This is a genomic window from Acinetobacter sp. CIP 102637 (assembly GCF_000368425.1).
In the GTDB taxonomy this organism is placed as follows: Bacteria; Pseudomonadota; Gammaproteobacteria; order Pseudomonadales; family Moraxellaceae; genus Acinetobacter; species Acinetobacter parvus.
Genome location: NZ_KB849435.1, coordinates 1308954 through 1321544 on the forward strand (window position 1 = coordinate 1308954; position 12591 = coordinate 1321544).

Annotated in this window: 13 protein-coding genes; 8 read left to right on the forward strand and 5 right to left on the reverse strand. The window is 39.3% G+C overall.

Features of this window, described 5'->3' with window-relative positions:
• The 3 genes from tolA to pal all read left to right on the forward strand — a co-directional run.
• Nucleotides 1–465: cell envelope integrity protein TolA (gene tolA, locus F967_RS09325; protein ID WP_004757661.1), on the forward strand; the 465-nt coding region annotated here is incomplete at its 5' end.
• A gap of 99 nt (nucleotides 466–564) precedes the next feature.
• The gene (tolB, locus tag F967_RS09330; RefSeq protein WP_010589505.1) at nucleotides 565–1848 is read left to right on the forward strand and encodes a Tol-Pal system beta propeller repeat protein TolB; all 1284 of its coding nucleotides are present in this window, start codon (nucleotides 565–567) and stop codon (nucleotides 1846–1848) included.
• Nucleotides 1849–1870: 22 nt separating this feature from the next.
• Nucleotides 1871–2437: a peptidoglycan-associated lipoprotein Pal gene (gene pal / locus F967_RS09335; protein WP_004676838.1), complete on the forward strand. Its 567-nt coding sequence runs from the start codon at nucleotides 1871–1873 to the stop codon at nucleotides 2435–2437.
• Between the two features lie 38 nt (nucleotides 2438–2475).
• On the opposite strand, the gene F967_RS09340 is transcribed toward pal, so the two are convergent.
• On the reverse strand, nucleotides 2476–2670 hold the full coding sequence (locus tag F967_RS09340; RefSeq protein ID WP_004682682.1) for an NF038105 family protein: 195 nt from the start codon (nucleotides 2668–2670) through the stop codon (nucleotides 2476–2478).
• A 173-nt stretch (nucleotides 2671–2843) separates the two neighbouring features.
• Between F967_RS09340 and F967_RS09345 the strand changes: the two genes are divergently transcribed.
• From F967_RS09345 to F967_RS09365, 5 genes are all read left to right on the forward strand, one after another.
• Nucleotides 2844–3818 (forward strand): class 1 fructose-bisphosphatase, encoded by a 975-nt coding sequence (locus F967_RS09345; RefSeq protein ID WP_004682684.1) that lies wholly within the window; start codon nucleotides 2844–2846, stop codon nucleotides 3816–3818.
• 56 nt (nucleotides 3819–3874) lie between these two features.
• The gene (locus tag F967_RS09350) at nucleotides 3875–4651 is read left to right on the forward strand and encodes a TrmH family RNA methyltransferase (protein WP_004682685.1); all 777 of its coding nucleotides are present in this window, start codon (nucleotides 3875–3877) and stop codon (nucleotides 4649–4651) included.
• A 157-nt stretch (nucleotides 4652–4808) separates the two neighbouring features.
• Nucleotides 4809–5426, forward strand: coding sequence for an RNA polymerase sigma factor (locus tag F967_RS09355; RefSeq protein WP_004676830.1), 618 nt, complete (start codon nucleotides 4809–4811; stop codon nucleotides 5424–5426).
• Nucleotides 5413–5736, forward strand: a complete 324-nt coding sequence (locus F967_RS09360) for a hypothetical protein (RefSeq protein WP_004682686.1) — start codon at nucleotides 5413–5415, stop codon at nucleotides 5734–5736. Before F967_RS09355 ends, F967_RS09360 begins: the two co-directional genes overlap by 14 nt.
• The gene (locus tag F967_RS09365; protein WP_004682687.1) at nucleotides 5726–6115 is read left to right on the forward strand and encodes a DUF3106 domain-containing protein; all 390 of its coding nucleotides are present in this window, start codon (nucleotides 5726–5728) and stop codon (nucleotides 6113–6115) included. Before F967_RS09360 ends, F967_RS09365 begins: the two co-directional genes overlap by 11 nt.
• A gap of 85 nt (nucleotides 6116–6200) precedes the next feature.
• Here the strand turns inward: F967_RS09365 and F967_RS09370 are convergent, their stop codons facing one another.
• From F967_RS09370 to cxpE, 4 genes are all read right to left on the reverse strand, one after another.
• Nucleotides 6201–8636: a CSLREA domain-containing protein gene (locus F967_RS09370; protein WP_004799518.1), complete on the reverse strand. Its 2436-nt coding sequence runs from the start codon at nucleotides 8634–8636 to the stop codon at nucleotides 6201–6203.
• A gap of 14 nt (nucleotides 8637–8650) precedes the next feature.
• Entirely contained in the window at nucleotides 8651–10549 is a 1899-nt protein-coding gene (rbtA, locus tag F967_RS09375; protein WP_004761627.1) for a rhombotarget A, read from the reverse strand.
• A gap of 112 nt (nucleotides 10550–10661) precedes the next feature.
• A complete protein-coding gene (gene hda / locus F967_RS09380; RefSeq protein ID WP_004676821.1) occupies nucleotides 10662–11360 on the reverse strand; it encodes a DnaA regulatory inactivator Hda in 699 nt (232 codons plus the stop codon).
• A 20-nt stretch (nucleotides 11361–11380) separates the two neighbouring features.
• The gene (gene cxpE / locus F967_RS09385; protein ID WP_004761629.1) at nucleotides 11381–12574 is read right to left on the reverse strand and encodes a chloramphenicol efflux transporter CxpE; all 1194 of its coding nucleotides are present in this window, start codon (nucleotides 12572–12574) and stop codon (nucleotides 11381–11383) included.
• Between the last annotated feature and the right edge of the window lie 17 nt (nucleotides 12575–12591).

The window sequence follows — 12591 nt, forward strand, 5'->3', positions numbered from 1 at the left end:
GAGGCAGACGCAAAACGTAAAGCGGACGCTGATGCCAAGAAAAAAGCAGATACTGATGCTAAGGCAAAAGCAGAGGCAGACGCAAAACGTAAAGCCGATGCCGACGCTAAAGCAAAAGCGGATGCAGAAGAAGCCAAAGCTGCTGCCGCTAAAAAAGCTGAACAAGAAGCTGCTCAGAAAAAAGCGGAAAGTAAAAAAATCGCTGATTCAACTAAAGCAGCTTTTAAAAATAAGATTACCAGAGCTTGGGAAGTCCCTTTAGCCTCTCGAGGAAAATCTATTAATGTTAATATTACACTTGATGCTAATGGGAACGTAAAATCTGTGGTTGCCAATAGTAGTGATTCTGATTTGAAAGCAAGCGTAGAGGATGCTGTTAAACGAGCGTCACCTTTACCAATGCCTGATGACCCTGATATTGTGAGTCAACTTCGCCGAATTTCCATCACATTTATTGCACAATAGTAATTTATCGTGAATAGTTACATGCCTGTCATAGCACAAAGCATGTAACTATGTTAAATAATCAACAGCCACAACAATACTATGCAAATTATTGTAATTATGGACAAGACTCGTAAACATCTCATCTCCTTAGCAGTTTTTACTGCCATTAGCACCGTTGTTCCAGCAACAACTTTTGCACAACTCCATCTTGAAATTGCCAAAGCCCCTGAACAGGCGCCTAAAATTGCGATTGTGCCATTTACCAATGACAAGGCGATTTATCCAATTGTTGAAAGCGATTTAAACCGTTCAGGTCGTTTTACCAGTGCATCACAAAATTTACCTGCCACTGCAAGTATTGATCAGATTCAGGCTGGCGACTGGCAAAATGCTGGCGTTCCCTATGTCGTTGTCGGACAAATGAAAGCTGTTGATGCCAATACATTTGAAATTCAATACCAGTTGTATGATGTACAAAAACAGCAATACCTACTCAATGAGGTCCTGACTGTACCAAGTTCACGCATCCGTCAGGCGGGACATATGATCAGTGATGCGATTTATCAGGCACTGACAGGTATTGCAGGTGACTTTAGTGGGCGTATTGCCTATGTACTGCGAAATCAGGCAACCCCAGCTCAACGTTATACCCTACAGGTTGCTGATACCGATGGCGAACAACCTAAAACCGTCCTTTCGTCACGTGATCCAATCCTTTCTCCTGCCTGGACCCCAGACGCAAAGAAAATCGCTTACGTTTCTTTTGAAACCAAACGTCCTGCAATCTATCTTCAGGACTTGGCTTCAGGACAGCGTGAAGTTTTAGCAAGCTTCAGGGGCTTGAATGGCGCACCAAGCTTTTCACCAGATGGCAAGTCCATGCTCTTTACCGCTTCAATGCATGGTAACCCTGAAATCTATCAAATGGACTTAGCTAGCCGCCAAGTCAAGCGGATGACCAACGATTCAGCGATTGATACCGAAGCACGTTATGCACCAGATGGCAAGTCATTTATCTTCACTTCTGACCGTGGTGGTTCTCCACAAATTTATAGCTATCGTTTTGATGATGGCTCGGTTAAACGCCTAACATTCAAGGGTGCGTTCAATGCCCGTGGCACCTTAAGTGCGGATGGTAAAAAAATTGCATTAGTTCATCGTCCAAGTGGAAGCAATTATAAAGTTGCCATTCAGGATATTAATACAGGCATTACCAATATCCTGACACCAACCAGTCTGGACGAATCACCGAGCTTCTCACCCAATGGGCAAATGGTGGTTTATGCGACACGTGAGGGAGAGCGCGGCTTACTCTCTATCATGTCAACAGATGGTCGTTTCCGTATGAACTTACCAAGTGAGCAAGGTGAAGTTCGCGAACCAGCTTGGGCACCCAAATAAATTTGATTGATTGGAGAAACATATGAATATTAAATATCTGACACTCCCCCTACTCGCAGCGACCTTGGTTTTTACAGGCTGTGCCAGCCGTAAACCTGCTGCTGAAATTACCGCAGGCAATACACCAAACAGTGCAACAACGGTAAGTACCGATGGTCTCAGTGAAGATGCTGCATTAAATGCACAAAACTTGGCAGGTGCGTCCTCAAAAGGCGTAACCGCAGCGAATAAAGCATTTTTAGCAAAACGTGTTGTACATTTTGACTATGACAGCAGCGACTTATCCCAAGAAGATTATCTAACATTACAGGCACATGCTCAATTTCTTGTTGCAAATGCCAATTCAAAAGTTGCTTTAACAGGCCATACCGATGAACGCGGTACACGTGAATATAATATGGCACTTGGCGAACGCCGTGCTAAAGCGGTAGAAAGCTTTTTAATCACCAATGGTGTAAACCCACAGCAGCTTGAAGCTGTAAGCTATGGTAAGGAGGCTCCTGTCAATCAGGGCCATAATGAAGCTGCATGGAAAGAAAACCGCCGTGTGGAAATCAACTATGAAGCCGTTCCGCCATTATTAAGATAATACTTTAAGAAAAAATGCTCACATGATGTGAGCATTTTTTATAGCTGTTGTTGGATATTATCATCCTGTTTAGATGACTGCATCGACTCAATCATATCGTGCTTATTAAAATTCTTATACTCAGGCTTGGCTTCATAATCTTTCCAGGCATCTTTCACATTTTCCTTGGAAATTTCATCCAAACTAATTGGTTCACTTGGGGTTGGGGTTGCTTCAAAATTCTTGATTGACATTTTATTCTCCAAACATCCTGTCTAATATGCATCCAACATAGCATGTAAATGAAGACTTGTAATCATAAAAGCAACATAAATAAAGTAAGATAATTTTTATTTTTTGGCATTCTCATCTAGAATAGCGGCATTCTTTTATCAATTTTGATGCAGCAAAATCGGAGCTATTCAATATGTCGTCAAACCTTACTTTGTCCCAATATTTACAACAACAAAATGGGAATTTGACACCAGAGTTGGCTCAGGTCATTGAAACAATTGCAGACACATGCAAGACCATTGATCAGGCTCTGCAAAAAGGTGCTTTGGCAGGTATTTTAGGCAGTGCGGGTAATGAAAATATTCAGGGCGAAACACAAAAGAAACTGGATGTCATTTCAAATGATTACCTGATTGATGCCCTCAAAGTTCATCCACAGGTGGGTGGCTTGGCTTCTGAAGAGCTGGATGACTTTACGCCTGCACAGGAAAATGGTAAATATCTGGTTTTGTTTGACCCACTTGATGGTTCGAGCAATATTGACATCAATATGTGTGTGGGTACGATTTTCTCAATTTTACCTGCTAAAAATGCCGTAACCCAATCTACTGACTTTATGCAGGCAGGCACAGCACAGGTCGCTGCGGGTTATGTACTGTATGGGCCATCCACCATGCTGGTTCTTACTGTAGGTGCAGGTGTTACTTTCTTCACATTTGATCCAACGACACAAACTTTCCTGCTTACGACTGAACAAGTTCAGGTTTCAGTAGATACTCAGGAATTCGCTATCAACTCATCCAATCAACGCCACTGGGAAAATCCTGTAAAACGTTATATTGATGAACTACTTGCTGGAAAAACCTCAGTCCGTGAAAAAGATTTCAATATGCGTTGGGTAGCCTGTATGGTGGGTGATATTCATCGTATCCTGTGCCGTGGTGGTATCTTCCTTTACCCTTACGATTTAAAAGATCCGAAAAAAGCTGGACGTTTACGTCTGATGTATGAAGCAAACCCGATGAGCATGCTGATTGAACAGGCTGGTGGTGCATGTACAACAGGCCGTGTTCGCATTATGGACATCCAGCCAACTGAGTTACACCAACGTGTGCCTGTAATTATCGGTTCTAAAAATGAAGTGGAACGCGTAACAAGTTATCATTAATTATTTTTAATAATCAGGGCATTATAAATTGTAATGCCCTTTTGGATATTTACCCTATGGCGGTTATTTTTTTAGAATCAAAAGACAATGCAAAAATCAAACATTTGCGTGGACTCATCGAACTCAACAGTGCCCGAAAAAAACATCAACAAACGGTACTCGAAGGAACACATTTGTGCCTAACATGGTTACAACAACAAAAGAAAATCTTTTCCTTATTTACCACTGAACAGGCCTTAGCCCATCCAGATTTGCAAAAGATAATTGAATTGCACAAAGGGCATATCTTTGTGATCAGTGAGGTTTTATATAAAGACCTTAGTACACTGGGTACAACCCTACCCTGTTTGGCCATTATTGACTTACCCTCAAATATTCAAACTATTGATTTTAGCAAAGACACCCTGATTCTTGAAAATGTTCAGGACCCAGGTAATGTGGGTACATTATTACGCTCAGCAGCAGCGGCCAATGTTAAACAAGTCATTTGTACCCAAGGTTCAGCATTACTTTGGTCTCCTCGAGTACTACGTGCAGGCATGGGCGCACATTTTAGTTTACATTGTTTTGAGAATTATCAACTTACAGATATTTTACCAAAATTTAATATTCCCGTGTTTGTCACCAGCTCCCACCGTTCCACCAGTTTATATGGCAAGGATTTAACCCAGCCCTGTGTCTGGATTCTAGGTAACGAAGGCCAAGGTGCAAGTGACTATGCCCTTGAACATGCCCAGGCTGTCACCATTCCCCAACCTGGTGGTCAGGAGTCCTTGAACGTTGCAATTGCGGGATCAATCTGTCTGTTTGAAATGGTTCGCCAACGCCAGTAAAAGGTTAAATTATTTTAAATACACTTTCTCTGCTGAGAAAATCCATTACACTACTAAAAATAATTGCTTGAGTTGTCAACGCATCCACCCTTTTCAACGTTATAGAATTAATGAATTGAAATAATGGTGGGTATCCATGACAGGATTTTCCATCTCTATGGATTTAGCACCGAAACAGGCCCGAACCGATAATGGTACTGACCGCAGTACTGTTGAACAACGTCTGCGTTTTTTTATGCAAGACGTGACAGGTCGTGCGCTTGTGATGATGGAAAGTGCAACCCAGGGACAACAAGGCATTGCAATGGATCTGGTTCAGGAAGCCTTTATCTCATTGCACAAGTCATATTCAGATAAAAGTACCGAAGAATGGTATCCGCTTTTCTATACCATTTTAAATAACAAACTTCAGGACTGGCGGCGCAAAGAAGCACGCCGTGCAAACCCATTTTCATTATTTAAAAAAATTAATTTGGATGATGACGAAGAAATTATTGATGTTGTAGATGAATCCACCCCTAATCCATTCGATTTTCTAGATCAGGAAGTCACAATGGAAGAAATTCAGGCTGCAATCAATCAATTACCAGTACGTCAACAACAGGCATTTATGCTAAGAGCGTGGGAGGGTTTTGATACCATGACCACAGCTCAAATCATGGATTGCAGTGAAGGCAGTGTGAAAACACATTATCACCGTGCAATTCAGGGACTCAGAATCGCTTTAGAGCATTTAAACCCACATACGGGAGGATCATCAAATGAAAAAAGATGAATTCACCAAACAAGTGACTTCCAAGCTTGATCAACTCGCAAGAGAACAACATCACAATAAAATGTTGGTGATGAATCATGTTCTCGATTCTGTTCAAAAGAAACATACGTCTTTTTACAGTATCTGGAAAATGACTGGTTTTGCATTTGCCGCTGCAATTATGGGTATTGTGGTTCTTCCAAGTTCTTTGCAACTTACAGATAAACCACAAAATCAGGTCATCGTAAATCCAAAGCTTTCGCCACAAATGGTTGAAGATATGGAAATGTTAATGGTCTTGGGTGAGGGTAAAGTTCCACATGGCAGCTAGAAAGTTAGCACTTGTTGTGTGTACATTGGGTTTATTACAAACCAGTTTTGCTGGTTCAGAACGGTTTTGGGTTTTCTCTAAACTCAGCAAACCGACAACTGAAGAAGCATGGGATGATTTATCCCCTGAAGAACAGCGTATCTTAATTAAACGCTACCAAACATTGAAAGAAATTCCAACAGACCAAGGTTCACAACTCCAGCAAAGAATGGAATGGTTTACGCAATTACCAGATGATGAAAAACAAAAAATGCGTGACATCTGGCAGAAAATGAGCACTCAGGAGCGAAATAACCTACGTAAACGTATGCAAAATGCAAGTTTGGAAGAACGTGTAACAATTAGAGATGAATATCTAAGTAAATATTCTGAGCACTGACTATAATTTAAGCTTATCCCTAGAGGATTACTCAGAATATAAAAAAATAGCGCTATAAATAGCGCTGTTTTTTAATTCACTGTTTCTATTTTCTGAATCGGCGATAAGCCAGCAAACTTAATAACCCAAATATTGAGAAAATACCCGTGCTGCCACCACCGCTACCCGCAGGACGAGTATCATCAGTTGTTGTGGCTGTACTAATGACACTCACTGTTGCAGTATTTGAAGCAGTACCATCTGCATCATACACTTGATAATTGAATGAGAAATTAAATGGGTTAAATGTATTTACTTCCTGAACATAAACATTACCGCCATAACAGATTTCTTTATCATCTGGTTCAGGACAAGCCCCTTGACGATCTGCTGTTATGGTCAAATCTCTGTTTGGTATATTAGTTAAACGAATTGGTAACTCAACTCCATCTGCATTTTTCCAGAAAGCAGGTTTATTTGGATTGCTGTCAGGTCCTTTGCCCCCCTCACCTGTATCACCGTCATCATTGGCAAAACTTAATAAATTTAAAGTCGCTTTTTCATGCTGTCTGTACTTTAAAGTTACTGATGTATCTTTAGCCAAAGGAGCCATATTAACAAATGCAGCTTGAATCAAACCAGAAGACTTTACGCTTTCGTCATTTTTAGATTGAATCGTATATTTACAAAAAGCTTTATCACCAGCTTGAGTAATTGCATCATCAGTTCTATAAACAAGAATTTGCTCTAGGTCCTCATTCCATTCACAATGTAGGTTTGGATCAGGTTTTACTGTTTCACCAGTATCATTGATTTGTCCAATCCCCAATGCTTCAACAGTTACTTTATAATTTTCTGGACTAAAGAAATTGAGTTGATGATTGCCATCTGCCAACTCAACTTCTTGTGGCAATGGGAGCTTATATTTTTTTAAATCTACATAAATTCCACGATATTTCAAATTTGCCTTAGTATTCTCCAGTAAATTTTTATATTCTTGCAAACGAAGTTTATAATAAGTCAAAAAGTCTGGATTATTAGGCTTTTCAACTAAATTTTTAAAAAAATCATACTCTTGTTGATAACCAGCCACAAGACCTAATAATGAACCATTAGATAAATCCACCAAATCTCCAGCAGTAAGTTTCATCAACTCAACTGAACCAATATCACAACTATTTTGAGCATTAGGATCATAATATAATGTTCCATCCGTAATACGTGCAATATTACGTTGGTCTGTTGAACTACAACCTGTCGCTCCTATATTGACTAGGTCTGTCTCAGTACTATTATTTCTAGGATAATATAAAGGTAGGAAAGCAGTATATTCAGAGGCACTTTTTAGTGGACTAAGGAGTGTCTTAATATCATTTATGGCACTAACATCAATATTAGTTTTATTTTCTTTCAAGGACTGGTCTGGAACATCACATTTATTATCACCTTTAAGAGATAAGGCATTATAAACAACATTAAAACCAACCTTTTCCTCTTTAGCTGCATCACCTAGTAAATAACGACAAGCATAACTTCCATTATTATAAGCCAACACATTAAAACTAAGTAGCTTAGTACCCAATTTATCATATAATAATGTGGTATTTACCGTATTCTCGACAATCGTATTATTCAATAATTCCAAACTACTGCTATTACTTAATACACTAGAGTTATTATTTGGCGTATCACTTGCTTTGGTATTTCCTGAAAATTGAATTAAATTACCGATTGCTATATCTGCAATATTTTTAGCAATTGTATTGGTTGATAAAGTAACTTTGGGCTCCCCACAGAAATCCAACATGCTCTTTGAACTGCTAGAACCATTACCAACCAAACTACTTCCAGTAATACTGATATCACGCTTTGAATAAACATTATCATTAAAACAGCTCATCGCCAGTACACTTCCGATTGGTGACTGGTTATCTTGAATTAAGCTATTTGTTATAGAAAGTGAGGCTGTAGGTCCCGCCAAAAATATGGCTCCTCCGCCCAGACCAGCCTGTGAATTTAAGATTTTAGTATTTTGCAATGTAACATTGGCACCTGCATAGATTACCCCTCCCCGATCTGGAGTTTTACCATTTATTAAGATAATATTGCTTAAGGCTAAAGCTTTATTAGCTAAAGTCGTATTGAAAATACGACTATTATTTTTTACCTCAATAGTGGTTTTCAGATCTGTTTGAGCTGGATAATCATTGGTAAGAACACTCTTTTTCTGCCAATCTACAGGACTTTCCCCCCATATTGACACATCAACTTTTGGAGTCAGCTCTGTATTTAACACATAGGTTCCAGCCTTAAGCTGAATCACTTTCTGAGTAGTTGAAAGTATATCAGTAACTTCACATCCACCAAACGACTTACGTGTTTCTGCAGTTTTCAATGCTTCCCTTAAAGAACAAGCATTTAGGTTATCACCATCCTCATCATCGAAAGTTGTAACATTAATTGGGGTATTACTTGTTGCAGCCAAAAGAGGCATAGCAGCAATTACCATAGTTGCTAATAGAGCTTTTTTATAATTTTTCATCTCATCATCCTTGATTATGATTTAAAACGGCGTATTCCAACTAAACCTAACAACATAAATATTGCAGCAAAACCCATACTTCCCCCAGAAACATTCACGGTTTTACTTTTAAAGTTATTTGGTGGATCTTGTACAATCGTTGTTGGGATTTCAATATAATAATTAGAAACATCATTTAAACGTGTTGTTGTAGTCATTACACGTAAATTAAACTTATCCGCCCCATGCCAATTACTGTCTGGCACATAAGTAATGTTGCCATCTTGATCCAAAGTCAGTTTACCTTTAGATGGAGTGGCAGTTTGTTTTATTTCTAAACATCCCCACTGCCATGCTTGCCCATCAGAACGTTTACCCAAGACTTGTTCACACGACGCTGGATCTAATAATTCACCATCCAATAAACTGTCTGCAATACTAAACTTCGCAATCTCACCGTACAGAATATCTTGACCAACAATTGAGATATCCCCTCGGTTAATGACCAATTCAATTGCCCCTAAATCGCATAATTCATCATAACCACTACGATTCTTTCCACGCTGATCACTTCCTTCGCAACTTGCTAAACCAACAGCACCACCATCACTATAAATTCGGCCTTTATTAACAATTAAAGAGTCTGACAATTGATTATAAGCCATTAATAAACGTGGTTTAAAGAATCCAAGCATTTGATCTTTAGGTGTATAATAAGGACATAACAGACCACTTGCAGGTGGGGCGTCACATTTCTGATCTACAATATTATTCCCTGCAATCAGTTTATTGTCTCCCACACTAAAGTTTCTACGATCAAGTAACTTATCAAATTTGCTAAAATCGCAAGTTGAGTCTATTAAATTACTCTGTACAATTGTTGAGTCTTCTGGATCTGTTTTCAAACCACATGTGTTCTCACCATTTCCAACAATAATGCTATTTGAAATAGAAGCACTCACTAAATCAGTATTTGTTTCTTTTTTCTCATCATTTTCATCTGTTGTTGTGGTTTTAACGATCCATTTAGGTGCTTGCAGATATAGACCAGCATCGTTTCTGATCATGGTCACATTATTTAAAACCATCCCCTCACGAATATTGGCAACATATCCACCTGTATTATTAAATATAGTTGAATTACGCAAACCAGAAGCGCCATTGTATAAAATATTTACTCCAATGGTTGGATCTTTAAAACCTATATTTGTATACAACAATGAACCATTTTTTGTCGTAATGGTATTATCTCTAATTACAGATTGAGTGATACGGTAATATGGCATATCTGTATAAAGTGCAGCACCTTGATCAGCTTTATTATTCTGAAGAATACTATTGCTAATTGCTACGGTTCCTACAGTTTTCTGTGTATCAGATAAAACACCTGCATTATAAATTGCACCACCATTATTAGCATTACCGCCAGTCAGACGAGAATATTGAATTGTTAATGCTTCACGGTTTAGAATTAAACCACCATTATTTACTTTGGTGGATGAACCTTGTAAATTTAACTCAATAAGACCAACCGCTAGCAAACTATTTTCGACACTTTCATCATCAACCGTAAATAAGCGTTCTGTACCAACCATTTTAATAGTTGCATTATTTAATCCTTTCTTATCATTATTAAAATCCCCACTGGCAGCAGTACTAATGGTCATAGATGTTTTAATTTGTAGAGCCTTATTTAATATATATTCTTTATCACGCCCCAATAAAATAGTAGAGGAAGCTTCCTTGTTACCACAACCATGGTAACCATTCTCAAAAGCTGTCTGGCTACGTTTATTTAAAAATTCTACGGCTTCTCGTAATGAACAAACGGTATCATCCTTGTCTTCATCAACCAACGTTGTGACTTGAATATCCGCAGAATAAACATGCCCAGTAACCGCAAATAAAGCGCAGGCAAGCGTCCGTTTGAGCATACCGATCTCCTTCTATTTTTCATTTTTCTTGATATTGCAAAATTTAAATTTGCAACCACATCCTTTGTGCGTACTTTGTCATAGCTCTCACAATTTCTCAAGAAATTTTATATTATTGACGATATTCATCAATCAATGCATAGATTTGCTTGAGTGTCATATTGGAAAGCCTGGTTTTTTCGCCTTTTAGCATTTTTTCAAGTTGGGCCAGCGTTTGTAACAATACTGACGCTTGATGAGGGCCATTATTCAATAAATAGTCAACGATTTGCTGATCAAAATGAATACCCCGTCTTATCATAACAGACTGAAGTAAGGCTTGTCGGTCTGCATATGAACTTCCATTTGGAACTTTTACGCTTACCGCCTGCGTTAATCTGGACTGCAAATCAGGTAGTTCAAGTTTTAACTCAATAGGTGCCACACGGGAAGAAAATACCAGTTGCCCTTCATGATTATTGATTAAATGGAAAACTGCTTTCTGCCAATGAGGGACCCCACTGATTGCATCAATGTCATCTAAAGCAACCAATTCGTAAAACTCTAATGAGGTAATGGCCTCTATAGGCGCATCCAATAGTTCCAGCAAAGATACTTTTATTGCTCGGCGGCCTAATTCCAGATATGAATCACAAATTGCAGACAGCAAATGGCTCTTGCCTGTTCCAGCTCCGCCATAGACATAAAATCGGCTGACCAAGCCTGCATGTAACTGTCGGACCGCATCAACCACATTTCCCCAACCTGGACCTGAAAAATCGCTGATTCGAGCATCCAGTTGTGGTTCTATATCCAGTTGCAGTTGACGCATATCGTTAATATATTCCCCAATTACTTAAAGTCATTTGAATTTGAAGTGCCTGTATCTTGAGAGTTTTTCATTTCAATATCAAGTTCTACATCACCCGCATCAACATTGATGTGCTGAATTTCACCCTGGGGAACACTCACCTCAATCGGTAACCCATAAAGACGGCTTTTTTCGTAATTGTCACGCGCATGCTTTAACAACACCACAATCACTGCTGCGACAGGTAATGCAATCAACATCCCAAGGAAACCACCCAGTTGTGCGCCAGCTAATACTGCAAACACCACCGCAACTGGAGATAAGCCAATTTTATCGCCCAACAAGAAAGGTTGCAGAATATATCCTTCAACCATTTGTCCAATCATGAACACAACACCGACCAAGAGAAGCTGTGTCCAGTCCAGTCCAAATTGGAACAAGGTGGCAATAACCGCTGCAATAATACCAACCGCAAAACCTAGATAAGGAATGATACTCGCCAAACCAGCGATCATCCCAATAATCAGGCCAACCTCCAGCCCAATCAACTGCAATCCAACAGCATATACAATTCCCAGTAATAACATCACCAGAAACTGCCCTTTCACAAATGCACCCAATACACTGTGACATTCACCCACAATTCTCAAGGTCGATGCTTCGTAAGGCCGAGGAATCAAGCGTCTAAAGCTTTGCAACATTCTTTCCCAGTCAAGAAGGAAATAGAATGAAATTATTGGAATTAAAATCACCACCCCGCCCAGTTGAATAAAATTCAGACCTGATTGAGCTAGACTTAGCAACATGGTTTGAATACTATCCGCACTATAATTGGTCTGGACATATTCCATGATCGTTTTGGAAATTTGTTCGGTATCCAGTTCCATTGGAATCACATTAAATGTTTTGGATACCCACGGCAGAAACGTTGAGTTAATCCAATGAATCCCTGCGGGAATACTGTCACGGGCGTAAATTAATTGTTCCCATACCAGTGGCACAAGAAACCATAAAACTACGGTTAAAGTAACACCAATGCCAACAAATACAACACTAATTGCCAACCAACGTGGCAGTCTAAACTTTACAAGTGTGTCAACAAGCGGACTAAACAGATAGGCAATAAAGAATGCCCCTACAAATGGCAATACCACTGGCTTCAACAGATATAATACCCAGAGTAGTAATGCGAGTCCCGCGAGAATAAAGATACGACGCAATACCTGATCTTGCATAAAATCTAGCCTTTCTT

Excerpts from the sequence above, each read along its gene's own strand:
- tolB (WP_010589505.1), top strand. The coding sequence starts at position 565 with ATGGACAAGACTCGTAAACATCTCATCTCCTTAGCAGTTTTTACTGCC.
- pal (WP_004676838.1), top strand. The coding sequence starts at position 1,871 with ATGAATATTAAATATCTGACACTCCCCCTACTCGCAGCGACCTTGGTT.
- F967_RS09340 (WP_004682682.1), bottom strand. The coding sequence starts at position 2,670 with ATGTCAATCAAGAATTTTGAAGCAACCCCAACCCCAAGTGAACCAATT.
- F967_RS09345 (WP_004682684.1), top strand. The coding sequence starts at position 2,844 with ATGTCGTCAAACCTTACTTTGTCCCAATATTTACAACAACAAAATGGG.
- F967_RS09350 (WP_004682685.1), top strand. The coding sequence starts at position 3,875 with ATGGCGGTTATTTTTTTAGAATCAAAAGACAATGCAAAAATCAAACAT.
- F967_RS09355 (WP_004676830.1), top strand. The coding sequence starts at position 4,809 with ATGGATTTAGCACCGAAACAGGCCCGAACCGATAATGGTACTGACCGC.
- F967_RS09360 (WP_004682686.1), top strand. The coding sequence starts at position 5,413 with ATGAAAAAAGATGAATTCACCAAACAAGTGACTTCCAAGCTTGATCAA.
- F967_RS09365 (WP_004682687.1), top strand. The coding sequence starts at position 5,726 with ATGGCAGCTAGAAAGTTAGCACTTGTTGTGTGTACATTGGGTTTATTA.
- F967_RS09370 (WP_004799518.1), bottom strand. The coding sequence starts at position 8,636 with ATGAAAAATTATAAAAAAGCTCTATTAGCAACTATGGTAATTGCTGCT.
- rbtA (WP_004761627.1), bottom strand. The coding sequence starts at position 10,549 with ATGCTCAAACGGACGCTTGCCTGCGCTTTATTTGCGGTTACTGGGCAT.
- hda (WP_004676821.1), bottom strand. The coding sequence starts at position 11,360 with ATGCGTCAACTGCAACTGGATATAGAACCACAACTGGATGCTCGAATC.
- cxpE (WP_004761629.1), bottom strand. The coding sequence starts at position 12,574 with ATGCAAGATCAGGTATTGCGTCGTATCTTTATTCTCGCGGGACTCGCA.